20 protein-coding genes and 2 pseudogenes are annotated in these 20,441 nt (G+C 66.6%); 6 read left to right on the plus strand and 16 right to left on the minus strand.

Annotation, left to right across the window (positions count from 1 at the left end):
* The 3 genes and pseudogenes from ABE424_RS16245 to birA form a co-directional block, all read right to left on the minus strand.
* A pseudogene (locus ABE424_RS16245) lies at window positions 1–323 on the minus strand (SPOR domain-containing protein); the annotation flags it as partial.
* Between the two features lie 9 nt (window positions 324–332).
* Window positions 333–1,070, minus strand: a complete 738-nt coding sequence (locus ABE424_RS16250) for a type III pantothenate kinase (protein WP_346491703.1) — start codon at window positions 1,068–1,070, stop codon at window positions 333–335.
* Window positions 1,067–2,032: a bifunctional biotin--[acetyl-CoA-carboxylase] ligase/biotin operon repressor BirA gene (gene birA / locus ABE424_RS16255; RefSeq protein ID WP_346491704.1), complete on the minus strand. Its 966-nt coding sequence runs from the start codon at window positions 2,030–2,032 to the stop codon at window positions 1,067–1,069. The genes ABE424_RS16250 and birA overlap by 4 nt, the downstream gene beginning before the upstream one ends.
* A 128-nt stretch (window positions 2,033–2,160) precedes the next feature.
* Here birA and ABE424_RS16260 point away from each other — a divergent pair, with 128 nt between their 5' ends.
* Together ABE424_RS16260 and ABE424_RS16265 are read left to right on the plus strand one after the other, a co-directional pair.
* Window positions 2,161–2,436, plus strand: a complete 276-nt coding sequence (locus tag ABE424_RS16260) for a hypothetical protein (protein ID WP_319209739.1) — start codon at window positions 2,161–2,163, stop codon at window positions 2,434–2,436.
* A complete protein-coding gene (locus ABE424_RS16265) occupies window positions 2,403–3,188 on the plus strand; it encodes a M90 family metallopeptidase (RefSeq protein ID WP_346491705.1) in 786 nt (261 codons plus the stop codon). Before ABE424_RS16260 ends, ABE424_RS16265 begins: the two co-directional genes overlap by 34 nt.
* A gap of 163 nt (window positions 3,189–3,351) precedes the next feature.
* Here the strand turns inward: ABE424_RS16265 and ABE424_RS16270 are convergent, their stop codons facing one another.
* The 5 genes from ABE424_RS16270 to ABE424_RS16290 all read right to left on the minus strand — a co-directional run bounded on the left by ABE424_RS16270 (window position 3,352) and on the right by ABE424_RS16290 (window position 7,730).
* Window positions 3,352–4,776 carry a sensor histidine kinase gene (locus ABE424_RS16270; protein WP_346491706.1) on the minus strand — a complete coding sequence of 475 codons (1,425 nt, stop codon included), beginning with the start codon at window positions 4,774–4,776 and terminating at the stop codon, window positions 3,352–3,354.
* 20 nt (window positions 4,777–4,796) lie between these two features.
* Window positions 4,797–5,480, minus strand: coding sequence for a response regulator transcription factor (locus ABE424_RS16275; RefSeq protein WP_019185514.1), 684 nt, complete (start codon window positions 5,478–5,480; stop codon window positions 4,797–4,799).
* A 77-nt stretch (window positions 5,481–5,557) separates the two neighbouring features.
* The gene (locus tag ABE424_RS16280) at window positions 5,558–5,923 is read right to left on the minus strand and encodes a hypothetical protein (RefSeq protein ID WP_176990160.1); all 366 of its coding nucleotides are present in this window, start codon (window positions 5,921–5,923) and stop codon (window positions 5,558–5,560) included.
* A 212-nt stretch (window positions 5,924–6,135) separates the two neighbouring features.
* The gene (dusA, locus tag ABE424_RS16285; RefSeq protein WP_346491707.1) at window positions 6,136–7,152 is read right to left on the minus strand and encodes a tRNA dihydrouridine(20/20a) synthase DusA; all 1,017 of its coding nucleotides are present in this window, start codon (window positions 7,150–7,152) and stop codon (window positions 6,136–6,138) included.
* Window positions 7,153–7,307: 155 nt separating this feature from the next.
* Window positions 7,308–7,730, minus strand: a complete 423-nt coding sequence (locus ABE424_RS16290) for a GFA family protein (protein ID WP_346491708.1) — start codon at window positions 7,728–7,730, stop codon at window positions 7,308–7,310.
* Between the two features lie 201 nt (window positions 7,731–7,931).
* On the opposite strand from ABE424_RS16290, the gene ABE424_RS16295 reads away from it, so the two are divergent.
* Window positions 7,932–8,888 carry a cation transporter gene (locus ABE424_RS16295; RefSeq protein WP_346491709.1) on the plus strand — a complete coding sequence of 319 codons (957 nt, stop codon included), beginning with the start codon at window positions 7,932–7,934 and terminating at the stop codon, window positions 8,886–8,888.
* A 559-nt stretch (window positions 8,889–9,447) separates the two neighbouring features.
* Here the strand turns inward: ABE424_RS16295 and ABE424_RS16300 are convergent.
* From ABE424_RS16300 to ABE424_RS16310, 3 genes and pseudogenes are all read right to left on the minus strand, one after another.
* The gene (locus tag ABE424_RS16300; RefSeq protein WP_346491710.1) at window positions 9,448–10,278 is read right to left on the minus strand and encodes a hypothetical protein; all 831 of its coding nucleotides are present in this window, start codon (window positions 10,276–10,278) and stop codon (window positions 9,448–9,450) included.
* A gap of 344 nt (window positions 10,279–10,622) precedes the next feature.
* Window positions 10,623–10,808, minus strand: a pseudogene (locus ABE424_RS16305) (helix-turn-helix domain-containing protein); the annotation flags it as partial.
* A gap of 220 nt (window positions 10,809–11,028) precedes the next feature.
* Window positions 11,029–11,859, minus strand: a complete 831-nt coding sequence (locus ABE424_RS16310; protein ID WP_346491711.1) for an AraC family transcriptional regulator — start codon at window positions 11,857–11,859, stop codon at window positions 11,029–11,031.
* Window positions 11,860–11,969: 110 nt separating this feature from the next.
* On the opposite strand from ABE424_RS16310, the gene ABE424_RS16315 reads away from it, so the two are divergent.
* From ABE424_RS16315 to ABE424_RS16325, 3 genes are all read left to right on the plus strand, one after another.
* Window positions 11,970–12,395: an organic hydroperoxide resistance protein gene (locus ABE424_RS16315; protein ID WP_019185509.1), complete on the plus strand. Its 426-nt coding sequence runs from the start codon at window positions 11,970–11,972 to the stop codon at window positions 12,393–12,395.
* A 142-nt stretch (window positions 12,396–12,537) separates the two neighbouring features.
* The gene (locus tag ABE424_RS16320; protein ID WP_346491712.1) at window positions 12,538–12,975 is read left to right on the plus strand and encodes a lysozyme inhibitor LprI family protein; all 438 of its coding nucleotides are present in this window, start codon (window positions 12,538–12,540) and stop codon (window positions 12,973–12,975) included.
* Between the two features lie 71 nt (window positions 12,976–13,046).
* Entirely contained in the window at window positions 13,047–14,822 is a 1,776-nt protein-coding gene (locus ABE424_RS16325; protein WP_346491713.1) for a peptidoglycan-binding protein, read from the plus strand.
* A gap of 23 nt (window positions 14,823–14,845) precedes the next feature.
* Here ABE424_RS16325 and mmsB read toward each other — a convergent pair whose 3' ends face one another.
* The 5 genes from mmsB to ABE424_RS16350 are packed head-to-tail and all read right to left on the minus strand — an operon-like array spanning window position 14,846 to window position 20,390.
* Window positions 14,846–15,736 (minus strand): 3-hydroxyisobutyrate dehydrogenase, encoded by an 891-nt coding sequence (gene mmsB, locus ABE424_RS16330; protein WP_346478443.1) that lies wholly within the window; start codon window positions 15,734–15,736, stop codon window positions 14,846–14,848.
* Complete coding sequence (locus tag ABE424_RS16335) at window positions 15,733–16,908, minus strand: enoyl-CoA hydratase/isomerase family protein (RefSeq protein ID WP_346491714.1); 1,176 nt, start codon at window positions 16,906–16,908, stop codon at window positions 15,733–15,735. The genes mmsB and ABE424_RS16335 overlap by 4 nt, the downstream gene beginning before the upstream one ends.
* Window positions 16,905–17,702: an enoyl-CoA hydratase gene (locus ABE424_RS16340; RefSeq protein WP_346491715.1), complete on the minus strand. Its 798-nt coding sequence runs from the start codon at window positions 17,700–17,702 to the stop codon at window positions 16,905–16,907. The genes ABE424_RS16335 and ABE424_RS16340 overlap by 4 nt, the downstream gene beginning before the upstream one ends.
* Window positions 17,699–18,865, minus strand: coding sequence for an acyl-CoA dehydrogenase family protein (locus ABE424_RS16345; RefSeq protein ID WP_346491716.1), 1,167 nt, complete (start codon window positions 18,863–18,865; stop codon window positions 17,699–17,701). The genes ABE424_RS16340 and ABE424_RS16345 overlap by 4 nt, the downstream gene beginning before the upstream one ends.
* 19 nt (window positions 18,866–18,884) lie before the next feature.
* Window positions 18,885–20,390, minus strand: coding sequence for a CoA-acylating methylmalonate-semialdehyde dehydrogenase (locus tag ABE424_RS16350; protein ID WP_176990171.1), 1,506 nt, complete (start codon window positions 20,388–20,390; stop codon window positions 18,885–18,887).
* Window positions 20,391–20,441: the final 51 nt, after the last annotated feature.

The following is a 20,441-nucleotide window of genomic DNA, read 5'->3' on the forward strand; positions in this document are numbered from 1 at the left end:
GGCGCAACAGCGGGCGCGGTAGCTGCAGGCATGGGCGCGGGCGTGGCAGCCACGGCGGTGTGCGGCACTTCGGGGGTCACCGGCGGCTGCGCCACCGGCGCCGCGGCCGGGGCCGATGCCGGCGTCACGTCCTGCAGCGCGGGCGCGTTGTTCGTCGGCGTCGCCGCAGCCGGGGGCGCCTGCGTGGGCGGCAGCACTTCCAGCTGCGCCACGCCGACCGGCGAGGCCGGGGGTTTGCTGACCGGTTCGCCGCGCAGCAGCCACCACAGCGCGACACCGAGGTTGAGGATGACCAGGACGACGATCAGGGCACGGGTGAGCATCGGCTGATCCTAGCCTGCCGACGGCGGTTGATGCACGGCCCAGCGGGCCAGCCCGTCGAGCACCAGCGAAGGCTGGAATTCGGCATCGCCGAGCAGCGGCAGCAGGGCGGGTGCACCGCCCCCGTGGACCAGCAGGTGCGGCAGCGTGCCGAGCCGTTCGCCCCCCCGTACGCGGCTGCGTTCGATCAGCGCCACCGCGGCACCATCGCAGCCGGACGCCAGCGCATCGGCGGTGTCATTGGCGAACTCGCTGTAGTCGCCGCCGGCTGCGGGCAACTGCACCGCACGCGCATGCAGCGCTTCGCGCATGGTGGTCGGCGAGGCCGCGATGCGGCCGCCGTGGTGCTGGCCATCGGCATCGAGCAGATCGATGGTCAGCGCTGTGCCCACGCCGGCGATCAACACGGCCTGGCCCCGCGCCGCCACGGCCAGCAGCGCCAGATAGCGGTCCACGCCGAAGCGACCAGGATCGGCATAGGCGATCCGCACCCCGGCGTACTCGGCCTCGGTGCGCGCCACGCGCACATGGCGGAAGCGCGCCTGCAGCACATCCAGCATGGCGGCGGTCAGCGAGGGCGCTGCGACGCTGGCGACATAGGCGGTGTCGCCCGACGGCAGCGCATCCAGTGCCGCGGCCGGCATCGCTTCGGCGCCATGCGGCCATGCCTGCACATCGCCCGCGCGCACGCCCTGCAGCGGGGCGAACTTGAAGCGCGAATTGCCCAGATCAAACAACCAGTCGCTCATTGCGCCCTCACGCTGACTTCGCCCGCATGGAAAACCCGTTCGCTGCCGTCGATGCGCACGCGCAGCGCGCCATCGTCGGCCAGACCCAGCGCCGTGCCGGCAAACAGCACGCCGCCTTCTTCCACCTGCACCTCGCGCCCGGCCAGGCTGTCCAACACGGCATAGCGCGCGAGGAACGGCGCAAGACCGTCCTGCTCGAACGCGTCCAGTGCCGGCAGCAGGACCGCGAGGATGCGTGCGACCACGGCGTTGCGCGACGTCTGTGCGCCGGACAGCGTGTCCAGATCGGTCCAGGGCTGGGTGATCTCCGCGGCGAACGCGGCGGGCATGCGCACGTTGACCCCCAGGCCGATCACCGCACGCGCGGGCCCGGCGAACTCACCGCCGCCCTCGATCAACAGGCCGCCGAGTTTGTGTCCATCGACGACAAGGTCATTCGGCCACTTCAGCGCGACATCCCGAAAGCCCGCCTCGCGCAGCGCCTCGGCCACCGCCACCCCGGCGACCAGGCTCAGCCCGCCCAACCGCGACAGGCCACCGGCAAAGCCGCGCAGCACGGAGAGATAGATGTGCGCCGCCAGCGGCGAGGCCCAGGCCCGTCCGCGGCGTCCGCGGCCACGGGTCTGGCGCTCGGCCAGCAGGACCATCGCCCCGCGCTCCGGCGCGCTGCAGCGCAGCAATTCACTGTTCGTTGACGCGACCGACCAAGCCACCTGCAGGGAGGCGAGCTGGCCCGCGGCCGGGGCCGGCAGCGCGGCCTGGATCGCGTCGGCATCCAGCAGATCCAGCGGTTGCTGCAATTGGTAGCCGTCACCGGCGCGCCCGTCGATATCGACGCCCGCCGCTCTAAGTCCTTGAATCCGCTTCCAAATCGCGGCGCGGGTCTGGCCCAGTTCGCGCGCCAGCGCGTCGCCGGACAAGCGCCCGGCGCCCAGTTTGGCCAGCAGTTGGCGGTCGTCCACGGCAGCTTCCATCGGGTAAACGGGAAAAGTATGCGGGAAAGCCGCCGCCAGCGCCCGCCCGGAGCCTTCCAATCCCCCGGCGGAATCGGGCTAGAATCGGGAACTTCACCCGCCGCTGGATGTTGACGATGCGCCCGTTCGCCCATTGCCTGCTCCTCCTGATGGCCCCGCTGGCCGCGCATGCTTCCGATGCGCTCACCACGGCGGGCCGCGGCGCGTGTGTCTATTCGGCCAGTGAAAACGAGCGCAGTGCGCCGGCATCGGCATCTGCATCCGCCGCACCCGCCACCGTCAAGCCCAGCGCCAGCAGCGGTACCAGCACCGGCGGCGGCGGCGATGAGGACGTGCTGCCGCGCCTGCGCGCGCCGAAATGGCACAGCTTCCTGCCGGGTATGTTCCGCTGATCGAACGACTGTTGGGCTGGCTGCGCCGCACGCCACGCGAGATCGACCCCACCCTCTGGGGCACCACCTGCCGCCGCGCCGCCTGGCTGCAGCAGCTGGACGCTGCCCGCCGCGAACGCCTGCGCGTCCTCGCCGCCCGCTTCCTGCACGAGAAAACCATCAGCCCGGCCGCCGGACTGCAGCTGGACGACGCCGATGGCGTGCTGCTGGCCGCGTTGTGCTGCCTGCCGCTGCTGGAGCTGGGTGAGGTGGGTCTGCGCGGCTGGTCGCAGCTGATCGTCTATCCCGACGCGTTCCGCGTCCACCGCAGCCAGGTGGATGCCGCCGGCGTGCTGCACGAATGGGACGATGCGCTGATCGGCGAATCCTGGGACAGCGGTCCGCTGATCCTGTCGTGGGCCGACATCCAGGCCGACATCGCCGATCCGGAGGCCGGGTTCTGCGTGGCGGTGCATGAGATGGCGCACAAGATCGATGCACTGGACGGCGCGATCGACGGCACACCGCCGTTGCCGCGTGCGTGGCAGAAACAGTGGGCGGCGGATTTCCAGCAGGCCTATGACGCGTTCTGCGCTGCGGTGGACCAGGGTCGGGAAACGCAGATCGATCCGTATGCGTCCGAGGCGCCGGAGGAGTTCTTCGCGGTGGTCAGCGAGTACCACTTTTCCGCACCGGCGCTGCTGGCATGCGAGATGCCGGCGGTGGCCACGCATCTGCAACGGTTCTATGGTCCGTCGCCCCTGATGCGGTGAGGTGCGCCACGACCAACGGTCGTGGGCTACCTGTCCGATGGCTGGGTCGCGACCAACGGTCGTGGGCTACCTGTCCCGTGGGAATGCCGGCGATACAGATCGATGATGCACGTTGGGTGGGTACAGGCCATCGGTAGGTACCGACCATTGGTCGGTACGGCCTTTACGGCCCCGGCGGCAACTTCACTTCGAAGCGTGCACCACCCAGCTCCGGCGAACGCTTCACCTGCAGCTCGCCGCGGTAATCCTTGATCAGATCCTGCACGATCGACAGACCGATGCCGTGGCCCTGCACGCGCTCGTCGCCACGCACGCCACGCTGCAGCACCTTGGCGATGTCCTCCGGTGCGATGCCCGGGCCATCGTCATCCACCGACAGCACCAGGCCCGCACGACGCGCACCCGGTGCCGGCAACGGATGCGCGGTCAGCAACACGCGGCGCTTGGCCCACTTGAACGCGTTCTCCAGCAGGTTGCCGAGCAGTTCCTGCAGATCGCCGGGCTCGCCATGGAAACGCGCGGCCGGATCGATGTCGAACTCGCACAGCACGCCCTTGGAGGCGTAGACCTTCTCCAGGCCACGCACGATCTCTTCGGCGTTGGACTCGATCGGCAGGGGGGCGGAGAACAGCTTGTGGCCGGACGACGCCGCGCGCGCCAGCTGGTACGACACCAGGTTGTTCATGCGCCGCAGCTGCACGTCGAATTCTTCGCGCAGATCGTCATCGCGCGCGCCGCTGTCGAGCTGCGTGCGCAGCACCGCGAGCGGTGTCTTCAGGCTGTGCGCGAGATCGGCCAGGGTGTTGCGCTGGCGCTCGAGGTTTTCGCGCTCGCTCTCGATGAAGGCGTTGATGCTGTCGGTCAGCGGCTCAAGCTCGCGCGGATGGCGTTCGCTCATGCGCTCGGTTTCACCGCGCTGGACCTTGGTCAGTTCGTTGATCACGCGCCGCATCGGGCGCAGGCTCCACTGCAGAATGACCGTCTGCAGCAGCAGCAGGATCAGGCCGATGCCGCCGAGGTAGAACCATACCCGCCCGCGGAACACGCGCAGCTGTGCGCCGAGCGCACGCGAGTCTTCGAGCACGTAGATGGTGTACGGGAATTCGGTGGCCGGATCGGCGTCGGCATCCCAGACCAGGCCCATGCCATAGCGGTAGGCCGAGCCCTCGCTGCCGTCGATCTGGATCATCGGCAACGGGCCTTCGAAGACTTCCTGACGCGGGGCCAGCATGCCGCCGCCCACGGTCGGCAGCATCGGGCCTTCGGCGGACATGGAGTTGCCCTTGCCGTCCGGCATCACGACCTGCAGATAGAGGCCGCTGCCAGGAACGTCGAAGCGCGGATCCGGCGGCTGCTCGCGGATGTACAGCGAGCGGTCGCGGGTGAAATCGATGCCGGCCGCATACGCGGTGGCGTAGTTCTTGAGCCGCTCGCGCAGGTTGGCCTTCGCGGTATCGGCGAAGGCGGCATCCAGCGCATAGCCGGCCAAGGCCAGGAAGGCCACCAGGCCCACCGAGGCGGCCAACAGCTGGCGCGCCTGCAATGAGCGCGGCCGCCAGCGTTTAAAGAACCACAGACGGCCGGACATCATCTATCGCCAGCCGCGGCTCAGCCTTCGTTGCGCGGAATGGCGAAGCGGTAACCGCGGCCACGCACGGTTTCGATCGGCTTGAGTTCGCCGTCGGCATCGAGCTTCTTGCGCAGGCGGCCGATGAAGACTTCCAGCACGTTCGAGTCGCGGTCGAAGTCCTGCTGGTAGATGTGTTCGGTGAGGTCGGCCTTGGAGACCAGTTCACCGGCATGCATCATCAGGTACTCGAGCACTTTGTACTCGTAGCTGGTGAGGTCCACGTTGCTGCCGTTGACGCTGACCGTCTGCGCGGCAAGGTCCAGCGCGACCGGCCCGCACTCCAGCGTGGGCTTGCTCCAGCCGGCGGCACGGCGCAGCAACGCATTGACGCGGGCCAGCAGCTCTTCGACATGGAACGGCTTGACGAGGTAATCGTCGGCGCCCTGCTTGAGGCCCTCGACCTTGTCCTGCCAGCTTGAACGCGCGGTCAGGATGAGCACCGGGAACTTCTTGCCCTCGTCGCGCAGCGCCTTGATCAGTTCCATGCCCGACATCTTGGGCAGGCCCAGATCGATGATGCCGACGTCGAACGGTACTTCGCGGCCCATGTACAGACCTTCCTCACCGTCCTGCGCAGCATCTACGGCAAAGCCTTCGCGCTTGAGCCGGGCTGCCAGTGTTTCCCGCAGCGGGGCTTCGTCTTCGACCAGAAGGATACGCATGAACTCTCCCTAGTGTCCTGGGTATGGCCCCATGGGGCCAGTGGGTAATGCAGATGACTGCGGACAACTATCCCTGTTCAGGGGTTATCGCCGCGTAGTGATGACATATCCGAGCGCGGCGTGCGGGGCTGTGAACGCGATGTCGCGGGATCGTCCATATAGCGGACGCGGCCGCGGTCATCCATGTACTTGACCCGGTTGATGTCGCGCCCGTCGAAGGGCACGCGCTCGGCGCCGAGGATGTGTCCACCGGTAGTCCGCTGCACCCGACGGACCGCATCGGACAGCGAGCGCTCCTGCGGACCACCGCGTTCGGCCGTGCGCATCATCTCGGCACGGGCGGCTTCCGGCGGCATCTGCGCCCACGCACTGGCGGAGGCAGCTGCGCCCGTCGCCAGAAGGGCGAAGGCAGCGATGCGGCGGTGGCGGGTCACGGAGAACATCGGTCTGATCCTAGCGGAGCGCGGCTAAACGTTCAAAAGTTGTGAATCGGCAACCGCCAGCCTGGGCCGGCGCTTTACGAATCTTTAGCGAATTCTTGGTTTTAGCCAGTGAATCCGGTCTGAACTTTTCCGGTTGCCTCCCCGCTTTGTTCATCTAAGTGAACATTGGCGGCCAAAGCGAGGCCCTTGTCAAGCTGACAGGGTGATGCGGTTCACGCCGCGACGCGTTCGGCCTGGGCGCGGGTCACCGCCAACGCCTGGTCGATCAGGCTCCAGTCGGCCCCGACGCGGTGCGAGCCTTCGCTCAGGATCTGGCGGAAGGCGCGCCCACCGGGTTGGCCGTGGAACAGCCCCAGCAGGTGGCGGGTGATGTGCTTGAGCGCCAGCCCGCGGGCCAGCTGAGCCTCGATGTACGGCTGCATGGCGCGCAGCAGCGCCTCGCGCGACTGCAGCGGGGCACCGGTCTGGGCCGCCTCCAGCTGATGCAGCACGTAGGGGTCGTGGTAGGCCGCACGGCCCAGCATCACTCCGTCCAGCGCCGGCAGCTGGGCCTGCGCGGCCTCGACCGTGGCCAGACCGCCGTTGAGGACGATCTGCAGCTGCGGGCGGTCGGCCTTGAGACGGTGCGCCCAGTCGTAGCGCAACGGCGGCACTTCGCGGTTTTCCTTCGGCGAGAGGCCCTTCAGCCACGCGTTTCGCGCATGCACCACGAACATCGCGCTACCGGCGTTGGCCGATTGATCGACGAAGTTGACGAATGTTTCGTAGTCGTTGTCGTCATCCACGCCCAGGCGGCACTTCACCGTCACCGGGATGTCCACCGCTGCGACCATCGCGCCCACGCACTCGGCAACCAGGGCCGGCTCGCGCATCAGGCAGGCACCGAAGCGCCCGGCCTGGACCCGGTCGGAGGGGCAGCCGCAGTTGAGATTGACCTCGTCGTAGCCCCACTCCTGCGCGATGCGTGCGGCCTGGGCCAGCACGCCCGGATCGCTGCCACCGAGCTGCAGCGCAAGCGGATGCTCGCTGCCGTCGAAGCCGAGCAGGCGCTCACGGTCGCCATGGATCACCGCGTTGGCGTGCACCATCTCGGTATACAGCCGTGCACCCGGCGCCAGCAGCCGGTGGAAATACCGGCAATGGCGATCCGTCCAGTCCATCATCGGAGCGACGGACAGGCGCAGGGAGGCGGCGTAACGCGCGGTGGCGTCGGTGATGGGCTGGGTCATGGGGCGCGGGGCTATCTGGATTCACTGGCAATACCAGCGCAATCAATAGTTTACCCCCCTGAGCTGAATACTGCCCGGGGGAGCCGAAGCTGCACCCCAGGGCCGACGGCGCTGCGCGGATACCGCGCGCGTCCCGGGAGACCCGTCGAACAGCCTCACGGCGCGTACGTGGGCCCATCCCATCCATCAAGGTACTTCGGCAAGTCGTCCGACACGTCGACGACGCGCTGCCGATAGAACAGGTGCATGGTGGGAGCCAACGCCGCGTCAAGCTGCCCGTCGGTCGCACGGGCAACCAGCGCATTGGGGACGACGCGCATGCCCAGGCGATTGGTGCCGAAGAGAATGTCGCCGCAGACGCCACAGAAGGTCTTCGCCACCTGTTTTCCGGGATGCTGGAATGTCAGCGCCACGCCGTCTTCAACACGAACGGCAGCGGCTTCCCATGCGGTTGCGGACAACAAGGACGTCCCGTAGAAGCCCCTGCAGGTGGAACAGTGGCAGTTCGCACGCGCTGCGGGCGCGCCATGCAGTTCAACGGAAACCTTGCCGCACAGACAGGTAAAACGAAGTGACATGGTGACCTCGATGGCGCGACGAGCGTTGATTGTAGTGCGCCATCGGCGACCACACCCTGGCCGCGTCCGCTGGCCAGAACCATCACTGTAATGTCCGTCGCGCCTGTCATGGTTATTTCCGCAGGGCTGGCGCAGGCTTGACCCGAAACGCACAGCCACAGGCGAGAATGCCCCCATGAACCCTCCCGCGCACACCGCCTGATGTCCCTGCTCCGCCCTGGCACCTTCGACCCCAGCACCGAACAAGGCGTGCTGCGCCTGTCGATCGCCGCGTCGCTGGCAATGGCCGCCGCCGCGGTGGCCTTCGGCCTGCTGGCCAACTCCTCGCTGATCATCTTCGACGGCATCTATGGCCTGATCGACGTGGTGATGACCTGGCTGTCACTGCTGGTGGTCCGCCTGATCAGCCTGTCGACCCACGTGGATACCCTGCAGTCCCGCTTGAACCAGCGCTTCACCATGGGTTTCTGGCATCTGGAGCCGATCGTGCTCGGGGTCAGCGGCACGCTGATGATCGGGGCCGCGCTGTACGCCGCGGTCAATGCGGTGGACGCACTCATGTCCGGCGGGCGCGAGATCGCGCTGGGGCCGGCGATCCTGTTCGCGGTGATCTCGATCGTGGCCGAAACCGGGCTGGCGCTGTTCGTGCGCCGTGCGAACCGGTCGATCGGCTCGGACTTCATCGCGCTCGATGCGAAGAACTGGGTGGTCGCGGGGAGCATGTCGGCGGCGTACCTGGTCGCCTTCGTCGGCGGCTATGTGCTGGGCGGCACCGAGTGGGCGTGGCTGGTCCCGTACATCGATCCGGCGATCCTGCTGGTGGTCTGCCTGTTCGTGGTGGTGGCGCCCTTGGGCACGGTGCGCCAGGCGCTGTCGGACATCCTGCTGATCACGCCGCTGGACCTGCAGGCGCATGTCGACGCGGTGGCGCGCGACATCGTGGCCAAGCACGGTTTCCTGGAGTACCGCAGTTACGTGGCCAAGGTCGGACGCGGTGAGCAGATCGAACTGTTCTTCGTGGCGCGCGCGGACGATCCGCCGCGGCCGCTGATCGAATGGGATCGCCTGCGCGATGAGATCGGCGAGGCGCTGGGCGAGGAGTCGCCGGATCGATGGCTGACGATCATGTTCACCACCGACCGGGAATGGGCTATCTAGAAAAGGCTACGACTTGCGGGGCGGTCCCTTCAACGTCCGCGCAGTCTCGGCTTTCCACGGCCTCAGTTCTCACTGGGAGGCCGCGACGGCTTTTGCGGCTGTGCCGGGCTTACGGTGACCCTTCCGGTGCCCCCACCGCCTCCGCCTCCACCGCCAATCGGCCCGGTGTATCCACCACCACCACCACCACCACGGCCACGGCCTCCGCCACCGCCAGGCCTGCCCGGCGGTTTCGAAACCTGATTACGTGGGTTTGTACCCTCCCAGTCTCCAGACTCATTTTTTACGTAGTCAACACACCTTGATCCATTGCATATCACGATCACATCACCGACAAAAACATTGAAGTTTGGTGAACCGAGCAGGCCAGGCGTTTTCAACTTTTTAACATATGTAGAGATAAAGACGCCGGTGGTCCCATCAACCGGCGGGTATCCCAACCCACAGGAAGTACAAGTCAATGGTCCATATCGATTTTGATTTGCGAAAATCGCTCCTGCCGCCGTCAATCCCGCAACAAAGATTCCACCAAAGATTGCCACGACAACTATTCTCTTCCTCATTGCTTATCTCTCGATTGCCTCTGGCAACATCCGCGTACGATTTCTTCAGCCAAGCGGCGCCCTTGCGATTGCTGCCGCCATGACAGTTCGTTTCTGTGCTGCTCAGTCAGCTCTGACATGTAGGGCAGCGGATGTGTTTGATACGCAGCAAGTGCGTACGCAAATGCTTTGATAGGGTCTTCTCGAACAATCACGCCATTGGTGTGTGCGCGCGAGAGCGATAGCAGTGCATCGTGACTTCCAGATGCAGCAGCGCCTTCCAAGTATCGCGCTGCGCGTGCTTTCCATTCGGACACGCGCTCGGAATCTTTCAGATAGTTGCTGCGCCCGCCTAACGTGTACTCCGGATTGACGCCGTACATCAGCATTGCCTCAATGCTCCCTTGCTGAGCAGCTCGGGTAAGCCAGTCTCCCTCCATTAATTCTTGGTCCACTAGAAGTGATTCACAGGCCCGGAATCGCTCTGCTGCTTCTGCATCGGCAGAAGTTGCATTCGGAAGCATGAAAGCCGCGCACTCTCGCGTGGAAAGAAATATCTCGTAACTTGCGACCGCGTCACCGCTATCAGACGCATGAAGCAGGGAGGTGACAAAGGAAAGAGCGTCTGCATCAGAGCGCAATGATCCCCTGCGCGTGATGCTGAAGACGCCGTTATTGATAGACGTCACGACTCTCGGGTCGAGCCTTCTTGAACTTAGGAGCGCCTTGTATCCTGAGCTGATAACCGTCGCTGGATGATTCATCACTGGTTCTTGATTGCTCTTGTTGCCAAGGCGTGAACTCTCTGAAATAGGCTCCGTCCTTGAAGGCTTGGCGGTCGCGTCCATCGATGTGACATAGACCCACAAGAGCGCAGCAAGACAAGTCCCTCCAATTGCCAGCCAAGTGATCTTGGATCTGCTGGCCCCACGCACGGGCTTGTCTGATTTCTCGATCACTGTAGAGCTAGAAAGGCTCACGTTTATCTAAGCTCGGATGCGCGAGCGAGCGCGACAGCGCAACTATGAAGGTTACCTTCCACTCATCAGATCAGTCGCTCTAGTAGGCGACTGTAAGTTTTATCCGCGCTAATGCATCGGAACTAACTTGCTGCGTGGACCAGACTCCATCCAGGCACCGCTTCCAGCCTCCGCTGCCGCCGCGACTGCCCGGTCTGCGCCTTTAACGCGCGCTAGAATGCTTCTTCGCTGCCGTAGCCCACCTCGATGGCGATGCGCTTGAGCGAATGGCTACGGCGTAGCGCCTGCTGCACGAGGCAGGTGTGCCGGCCCTGCAGATAGTGGCCGGGCGTGCTGCCGATGGTGTGGCGGAAGCTGTCGGCAAAGGCGCTGCGCGACATGCCGGCGCGCTGCAGCAGCATCACTCGTGCCCAGCTATCCAAAACAGAGAATGGCATCCGTCAGAGACAATCATCTCAAGAAGATCCGTGAAGGACGTGGCGATGAGAGTTGTTGAATCAGCCGTAGGGTAAATGTCCCAGTGGGAGTCATTACTTCGGCATTTGAGATTTCTGGCGGCAGAACCCCCGTTGAATTCTTACCAAAGGGTTCGAATTGTGGTCTCTCGTCATCAGACCTTCATGACGCAACAGCCCCATGCTTCCACTGCCGCGGCGACTGCCCGGTCTGCGCTTTGAACGAGCGCGACAATGCCGCTTCACTGCCGTAGCCCACCTCGATCGCGATACGCTTGAGCGGATGGCCGCGGCGCAGCGCCTGCTGCACGAGGCGGGTGCGCCAGCCCTGCAGATAGTGGCCGGGTGTGCTGCCGATGGTGTCGCGGAAACTGTCGGCGAAGGCGCTGCGTGACATGCCGGCGCGCTGCGCGAGCGACTCCAGCGTCCACTCGTCGGCCGGCGCTTCGTGCATGGCGACCAGCGCGTGGCGCAGCCGCGGATGGGCCATGCCGGCGAGCAGGCCGACACGGATCTGGCCACTCTCCATCAGCGCACGCAGGATCTGGATCAGCACCACCTCGAACAGGCGATCCAGCAGGGCCTGGCGGCCGCAGCGCTGCGCGAACGCTTCTTCGAACAACAGCGACAGCACCGGCTGGCCGCCATACAAGCCCTCCAGCGGCAGGCACACGATCGGCGGCAGTGCCGCGGCGACCGGGTTGTTGGCGCCCCCTTCGAACTGCAGATGGGCGCAGGCGAAATCCGCACCCCGCGTGGCATCGGTGACGAAGCGGTGCGCGAGCGGGCGCGGGTACAGCAGTACGCTGGGCGTGGTGATCTGCAGCGTGCTGCCGTCCGGGTGCTCGACACGCACCTCGCCGTCGCGGATCAGATGCAGCTGGCCGCGCTCGCCGTCGGCCGGCAGATCGTTGATGCCGCACAGCGCGCCGGCGTGGAAGACCTCGGCCGAGACCGCGAAACGGTCCAGCAGGGATTGCAGTCGATCGACCATGGCGGACTCCAGATCAAGTTTTCTGGACGAAATGTTGCCACAAGTACGAGGTAGGCGCGCACAGTACACCTGCCATCTGGCCCACCCCTTTCACTCCGCAGGAGAGTCCCATGTCCATTGCCAACGTTCTGTATACCGCCCAGGCCACTGCCAACGGCGGCCGCGACGGCCGCGCCGTCTCGTCCGACAACGTGCTGGACATCCAGCTCTCCACCCCGCGCGAGCTGGGCGGTGCCGGCGGCCCGGGCACCAACCCGGAGCAGCTGTTCGCGGCCGGCTACTCGGCCTGCTTCCTGGGCGCGCTGAAGTACGTGGCCGGCCAGGCCAAGGTCGCCCTGCCGGCCGAAACGCAGATCACCGGCAAGGTCGGCATCGGCCAGATTCCGACCGGCTTCGGGATCGAAGTGGCGCTTGAAATCTCGGTCCCGGGCCTGCCGCGCGAGCAGGTCGAAGAACTGGTGCAGAAGGCCCACATCGTGTGCCCGTACTCGAACGCGACCCGCGGCAACATCGATGTGACGCTGACCGTGGTCTGATCCACCCGAGGCGCGCGATGCGCCTGCAATCCACGTACGGCCGGGCCTTGTCCCGGCCGTACGCGTGTGTGCGCGCCGTGATGCCGTGAGTCAGGATTGCTTCGTATACTGCCCGCCGGACAATGGAATGAAGGAATCAGGCATGCAGGCGAATTTCAAACAGTCCCTTCTGGTCGGCATCACGCTGACCGCGCTGATCGCCAGCGGTGCGGCGATGGCGCGCTCGCCGGTCTCCACGGCGCAGCCCGGCAAGGGCATCAGTGCCTCCTTCACCACCTGCCAGCAGCGCGCCCAGGGCGCGATCGCCCAGGCAGCGTGCATCTCGCAGGAAACCAAGCTGCAGGATCAGCGCCTGAACCGGGTCTACAAGGCGCTTCAGGGCAAGCTCGACGCCGCCGGCAAGACCAAGCTGGTTGCGGCGCAGCGTGCCTGGCTGGAGTCGCGCAAGCGCGACGGCGAGCTGGAGACCGTGATCTTCGACAGCACCCAGCCCGGCAACCTGCAGGGAAGCGAGATTGAAATGCGCCGCCTCGGCGCACGTGCGGACCAGTTGCAGGGCTACGTCGACCTGCTCGACTGAGCCGCGCCACGCTGGAATGCAGACCCGGCCCCCGGCCGCCCCCCGATTGCACAGAAACAAGGAAGTAAGCCATGCCCGACAACATCGATACCCGCAACCTGGATGCCACCTCCGGCGCGGTCTACTTCGCGGTAGGCCGTGGCACCGAAGGCGGCCCGGCGTCGTACCATCTGTCCATCGCCGGCATCACCCGCGGTACCCGCGAGCCGGACTGGGGCGAGGTCAGCAGCGTCGCGCAGAACAGCGGCTACAGCCTGGGCGCGATCCAGGTCGATTTCGGCCAGCGCGGTACCTGGCCGGTCGGCGCGATCGGCGATCGTCCGCTGGCGGCGGGCGAAAAAACCTATGTGGATGCGGTGATCGACCAGGCCCAGGCCTACGCGAGAACGCACAATCTGCCGTTCACCAACGATCGCGCCGACCTGCGTGGCGACCTGCTCAGCCACGGCAACGGGCTCAGCGGCCGTTCTTCGATCCGCTTCATGGACGAACAGACCCGCGACAGCATCAACGCCTGGGCCGGTTCGGACGAAGGCAAGCAGTGGATCCACGCCAACATCGATTACCCGCAGGTGCGCAACGCCACCCAGACCGCGATGTCGATCCTGGACGCGCACGGCAGCCATATTCCCGATGAGCGTCGTTTCGAGGCGATCAGCCTGCTGGCCAAGACCGCCAACCAGATGCCCGGCCAGCTTTCAAAGCTGGAAAAGGTGCTGGAGAACGGCGGCGACTACGACGCCCTGCGCACCAAGGCCGGCGAGATCCGCGCCACACACACCTACTACGATGGCCCCAAGGCCGCCGACATCGCCGCGCGCTACGAAGACGCCTACGCGAACAACAAGGACGCGATGGACCGTGCCCACACCAAGGTCAGCAGCCGTGACTACGCGCCGGCCGGTGAGCGCAATGATGCGGACATCCGCGTCGCGCTCGACCAGATCCATCCGCCGCGCCAGCAGAGTGCCGCCTCGAGCGTGCTGAAGGAAGGCGCCAGCGGCAAGGAGGTGGGCAAGCTCGAGTCCAATCTGGCGGTCCTCGGCTACACCGCCGCCAACGGCCAGGCCCTGAACGCCGACAAGCGCTTCGACGGCGACACCCGCGCGGCGGTGGAAGCCTTCCAGCGCGCGCATGGGCTGGAGCCGGTGGACGGCAAGGCAGGCCCGGCCACCCTGGGCGCGATCGACCGTGAAGCACGTCAGCTGCAGACCGCACTGGCCGCGCAGGGACATACGGATGCCAACGGCCGCGCGCTGAGCGTGGACGGGCACCTGGGCGCCGGTACCCGCGCCGCGCTGGGTGCTTACCAGCAGGCGCACGGTCTGGACCCCAGCGGCGTACTGGACGCGCAGACCCGTGAAGCGATGGCCGCACCGGCGCGCACCCAGGCACCGGCCGACAGCGCGCCTGCGCCGGAACCGGCGCAGCGCGATGGCGCCGCGCTGCGGCCGCTGAGCGACCCGGGCAACGCCCAGCACGTGCTGTACATGGAAACCCTGATGCGCGTGCATGAAGCCGAAGAGGCCCGCGGCATCGGCCACGGCCCGCACAGCGAGCGCCTGGCCGGCGCCCTGACGGTGGAAGCCGCACGCGCCGGCCTGCACACCATCGACCGCGTCGAGCTCAACCAGGACGGTTCGATGGCGCGCGCCGTGCAGGCCAATGCGCTGCGCGACGAGGCCGCGTTGAACCGCACCAGCGCGCCGGTGCAGACCGCCGACGCGATGGGCCAGTCGCTGGAAGAAAGCACGGCCCGCGCGCAGCAGGCCGGCGACCAACAGCGGGAGCAGCGGCTGATGGATCAGCAGGCCCAGCAGCATGGCGCACGGGCCATGTCGGCCTGAACCCGGCCGCCAGCGACCGGGCTTTACCGGTCGCTGGTGACCAGCTGCACCACGCTGGAGAAATCCAGTTTGCCGCGACCGGCCTGGTGGTTCATCGAGTACAGGTTGCGGGCCAGCTCGCCCAGCGGGATCGAGGCGCCGACACTCATCGCCGCTTCCACCGCCAGGCCCATGTCCTTGAGCATCAGGTCGCTGCCGAAACCGCCGCTGTAACCGCGCGACGCCGGGGCGTTGTCCAGCACGCCGGGCCACGGGTTGCACACTTCGGTGGCCCAGCTGCGACCGGTGCTGACCGCCATCATCTGCGAGAGCACCTTCGGGTCCAGCCCGTGTGCGACGCCCAGCGCGATTGACTCACCGGTCACCGCCATGATCACGCCCAGCGCCATGTTGTTGCACAGCTTGGCGACCTGGCCGGCACCGCTGGCGCCGACATGGAAGATGTTCTTGCCCATCGCCTGCAGCAGCGGGCGGGCGCGTTCGAGCGCCTCGGCTTCGCCACCGACGATGAAGGTCAGGGTGCCGGCCTGGGCACCGGCGGTGCCGCCGGAGACCGGGGCATCCAGCATCTGCAGGCCACGTGCGGCGGCTGCTTCGGCGACCTTGCGGGCGGTGGCCGGGGCGATCGTGCTGCAGTCGATGACCAGCGCGCCGCCGGGGATATCCGCGAGCAGGCCGTCATCGCCGAGGTAGACGCCTTCGACATGGCGGCTGGCCGGCAGCATCGAGATGACGATCTCGGCGTCGGTCAGCGTATCCAGCGCCGAGGTGGCGGCAGTGGCGCCGGCGTCGACGGCGGCCTGCACCGCGGCAGGCACCAGATCGAACACGCGCACGGCGTGGCCGGCTTTGGCCAGGTTGGCGGCCATCGGCCCCCCCATGTTGCCCAACCCGATGAATGCAATACGGCTCATGCGTGGCTCCTTTCAGGGACGGTGGCACCGAGGTCGGCCAGCGGATGCGCGGCATCGGACCACGGCGAAACGAAGAAGGTGCGGGCCCACTCGGCCGTCGCGTCAGCCAGCGTGCGCGGCTGCCACTGCGGGGTGCGGTCCTTGTCGATCAGCAGCGCACGGATGCCTTCGGCGAAATCGCCATGGGCCGCCGCGTGCAGGGCTGCGATGTATTCGATGCGATAGACCTCGGCCAGCGAGGCGCCCTCGGCCAGGTGCTGCAGCTCGAACGCGAGTCGCGCCGAGCCCGGCGCACCGGCGGCGAGCGTCGCTTTGGCGGTGCTCAGCCAGGCATCGTCCGTCTCCAGCGCAAGGACCGCCTCGACGATCGCGCCGACGTCGTCGCTACTGCACAGCGCATCGATCGTCGCGGCGTTGCGCAGCAACGGGCCGGTGGCCGCATCGCTGGCGTGCTGCTGCAGCAGCGCGGTCAGCTGTTCGTGATTGCGCTTGGCCTCGGTGCTCCAGTGCACGTCCGCCAGCGCGTTGAACACGGTCTCGCGCTGCGCCTCGGCGATGTGGATATCCGCCAGACCGGCATAGATCGCATCGCCTGCGTTGAGCGGCGCGCCGGTCAACGCCAGGAACAGGCCGCCATGGCCGGGCACGCGCGGCAGCAGCCAGCTGCCACCGACATCCGGGAACAGGCCGACCGTGATCTCCGGGAATGCCAGCTTGGAGCGCTCACTGACCACGCGGTGGCTGGCGCCGGACATCAGGCCGATGCCACCGCCCATGACGATGCCATGGCCCCAGCACAGGATCGGCTTGGGATAGGTGTGGATCGCGTAGTCGACGCGGTATTCGACGTCGAAGAATTCGGCCGCGTAGGCGTTGTCGCGGATATCGGTCTTCCCGCTCCCGCGGTACTCGACCATGCTGCGGTACAGGCTGTGCAGGTCGCCGCCGGCGCAGAACGCCTTCTCGCCCGCGCCCTGCAGCACCACCAGCGCGATGCCGTCATCGCTGGCCCAGGCATCCAGCCGCTCGCGCAGCAGGTGCGCCATCGGCAGCGAGAAGCCGTTGAGGGTGCGCGCTGCGTTGAGCGTGGCGATACCGATGCGCGTGCCATTGCCGGCCTGGCGCTCTTCGAACAGCACCGGGGCCGCGTCGTTGGCGACGACGGTGCTCATGCGTTCTTCCACTGCGCGGCGCGCTTTTCCAGGAAGGCGTTCACGCCCTCGGCCTGGTCGGCGCTGTCGAACAGATCGACGAAGGCTTCGCGCTCGGCCACCAGTGCCGAGGCGTGGGTGCCGGTGCGGGTGGCCTGCACCAGGGTCTTGCAGGCGGCGATGCTGGTCGGGCTCTGCTTGCCGGCCTTGTGCGCCCACGCCAGGGCCAGGGCCAGGGCCTCGCCCTTTGCAACCTTCTCTTCCACCAGGCCGATACGCAGCGCGGTGTCCGCATCGATGCGTTCGCCGAGCAGGATCATGCGCTTGGCCCAGCCTTCACCGACCAGGCGCGGCAGGTTCTGGGTGCCACCGGCGCACGGCAGCAGGCCGACGGTGGCCTCCGGCAGCGCCACCTGGGCGTGTTCTTCGATGATGCGCAGGTCGCAGGCCAGCGCGCATTCCAGGCCACCGCCCATCGCGTAGCCGTTGATTGCCGCGATGGAGACACCGCGGAAACCAGACAAGGCTTCGAAGGCCTCACCGAAGCGGCGCGCGGCTTCACGAGCGGCCGCCTTGTCGCCGGAAGCGAACTGCTTGAGATCGGCGCCGGCCGAGAAGAACTTTTCGCCGTCGCCGGTGATCACCAGCGCGTAGATCCCGCGGTCTGCATTGAGCGCGCCCACGAGATCGCGCAGCGCGGACAGGCTGTGCACGGTCCAGGTATGCGCCGGCGGGTTGTCGAGGGTGATGACCGCGACGTGGCCATCGGCCTCGACCTTCAGGCCGACATGATCATGCTGGCGCCAATCCATCATCGCAGTTCCTCTTCGGTGTTGAGCAGGTGGCGGGCCACGATCACACGCATGATCTCGTTGGTGCCTTCCAGGATCTGGTGCACGCGCGAATCGCGCAGCAGCCGTTCAATCGGGTATTCGCGGATGTAGCCGTAGCCGCCGTGAATCTGCAGTGCGTCGTTGCAGATGTTGAAGCCGGCATCGGTGGCGAAGCGCTTGGCCATCGCGCACCACACATTGGCATCGCTGGCACCGGCGTCGAGCTTGCGCGCGGCGGTATGCACCATCTGCCGGGCGGCGACCAGCTGGGTGGCCATGTCGGCCAGCTTGAACTGCAGCGCCTGGAACTCCGACAGCGCCTTGCCGAACTGGCGGCGCTCGCCCATGTAGCGGCGGGCGGCATCCAATGCGCCCTGGGCAGCGCCCAGCGAACAGGCGGCGATGTTGATGCGGCCGCCGTCCAGGCCCTTCATGGCCAGCTTGAAGCCGCTGCCTTCCTCGCCGAGCAGATGGCTGACCGGCACGCGCACGTTCTCGAACGTGATGCCGCGGGTCGGCTGGCTGTTCCAGCCCATCTTCTCTTCCTTGCGGCCGTAGCTGATGCCCGGCAGATCGGCCGGCACCGCGATCGCACTGATGCCACCGGCCCCGGCGCCGCCGGTACGGGCCATCACCACCAGCAGCTCGGTGGCACCGGCGCCGGAGATGAAGGCCTTGGAGCCGTTGAGCACGTAATGGTCGCCGTCGCGTACCGCACTGGTCTTCAGCGAGGCCGCATCCGAGCCGGCACCCGGCTCGGTCAGGCAGTACGAGGCCAGCTTGGTGCCGGACGAGAGGTCTGCACCCCACCCCGCACGCAGGCTCTCCTGGCCCCATTTGGCCACCATCCACGACGCCATGTTGTGGATGCTGACATAGGCCGCCGTGGACGGATCCACATTGGCGAGCTCCTCGATGACGACGGCGGCGTCCAGACGGCTCAAGCCGCTGCCACCGACCTCGGGGTCCATGTACAAACCACAGAACCCGAGTTCCCCTGCCTTGGCGATCGCCTCGCGCGGAAAGATGCCCTCCGCATCCCATCGCGCGGCGTGCGGCGCCAGTTCGGCCTGGGCGAAGTCACGCGCTGCCTCTCTATAGGCCTGCTGCGCTTCGTCGAGTTCCATCGTCATCGAGTGGCTCATGGTCGAACTCCGTTGTTGCTTACTTCAGGCTGATGGTGGTGTTGACGCCATGACCCAGCGTCTCGTCATCGAACCAGCGCGAGGTGATCGTCTTGGTCTGGGTGTAGAACATCACCACCTGCTTGCCGTACGGGCCCAGGTCGCCGAGCTTGGAGGCGCGCGAGCCGGTGAACGAGAACAGCGGCACCGGCACCGGGATCGGCACGTTGATGCCGACCTGGCCGACGTCGATGTCTTCCTGGAACTTGCGCGCAGCCGCACCGGACTGGGTGAACAGCGCAGTGCCGTTGCCGTTCGGGTTGGCGTTGATCAGTTCGATGGCGTCCTCCAGCGTCTCCGCTTCCAGGATCACCAGCACCGGCCCGAAGATTTCCTCGTCGTACACGCGCATGCCCGGGGTCACGCCGGCGAAGATGGTCGGACCGACGAAGTTGCCCTTCTCGAAGCCATCCACCTGCGGGTTGCGGCCGTCGAGCACCAGCTTGGCGCCCTGCTCCACGCCCGAAGCGATCAGGCCTTCGACACGTTCACGCGCGGCGCAGGAGATCACCGGGCCGACATCGGTCCCGGCGACGCTGCCACCGCTGACCTTCAGCGTCTTGGCCTTGGCCACCAGGTCCGGCACCCACGCGCGTGCTTCGCCCACCAGCACCAGCGTGGAGGCGGCCATGCAGCGCTGGCCGGCCGCACCGAAGGCGGCACCGACCATCGCGTTGAGGCTCTGTTCCTTGTTGGCGTCCGGCAGCACCACGGCGTGGTTCTTGGCGCCCATCATGCACTGCACGCGCTTGCCGGCCAGCGAGGCGCGGTTGTACACATGCGTGCCGACGCGGGTGGAACCCACGAAGGAAACCGCCTTGATATCCGGGTGATCGCAGATCGCGTTGACCACGTCTTCGCCACCGTGGACGACGTTCAACACGCCCTTGGGGATGCCGGCTTCCAGCGCCAGTTCGACCAGGCGCATGGTGACCATCGGGTCCTGCTCGGACGGCTTCAGGATGAAGGTGTTGCCGGTGGCGATCGCCATCGGGAACATCCACAGCGGAATCATCGCCGGGAAGTTGAACGGGGTGATGCCCGCGCAGACGCCCAGCGGCTGCAGCAGGGTGTAGGTGTCCACGCCGTTGGCCACGTTGTTGGCCAGCTCACCGAGCTGCAGGTTGCCGATCGCCGCAGCATGCTCGACCACTTCCAGGCCGCGGAACACATCGCCTTCGGCATCCGGCACGGTCTTGCCCTGCTCGGCGCTGAGGATGTGGGCCAGCTCGCTCATGTTCTCGCGGATCAGCTGCTGGTACTTCAGGAAGATGCGCGCACGGGTGCCGATCGGGGTCTTGCGCCAGGTCTTGAACGCTTCCTTGGCCGAGGCGACGGCGGCGTCGACCTCGCTGGGGGTGGCGAACGGGACCTGGGCCAGGACGTCCTGGGTGGCCGGATTGACCACGTTCTGCCAATGCGAGCTGGCCGATTCGATGAACTGGCCATCGATCAACATGCGGATACGGGGCGCTGCAACAGTCATGGACAATCCCGACGGGTCGAAAGTTGTTGGCATTATTCACAGTGCCATCCT

The sequence above is a fragment of the Stenotrophomonas sp. TWI1149 genome (assembly GCF_039673155.1).
Classification (GTDB): Bacteria; Pseudomonadota; Gammaproteobacteria; order Xanthomonadales; family Xanthomonadaceae; genus Stenotrophomonas; species Stenotrophomonas maltophilia_AA.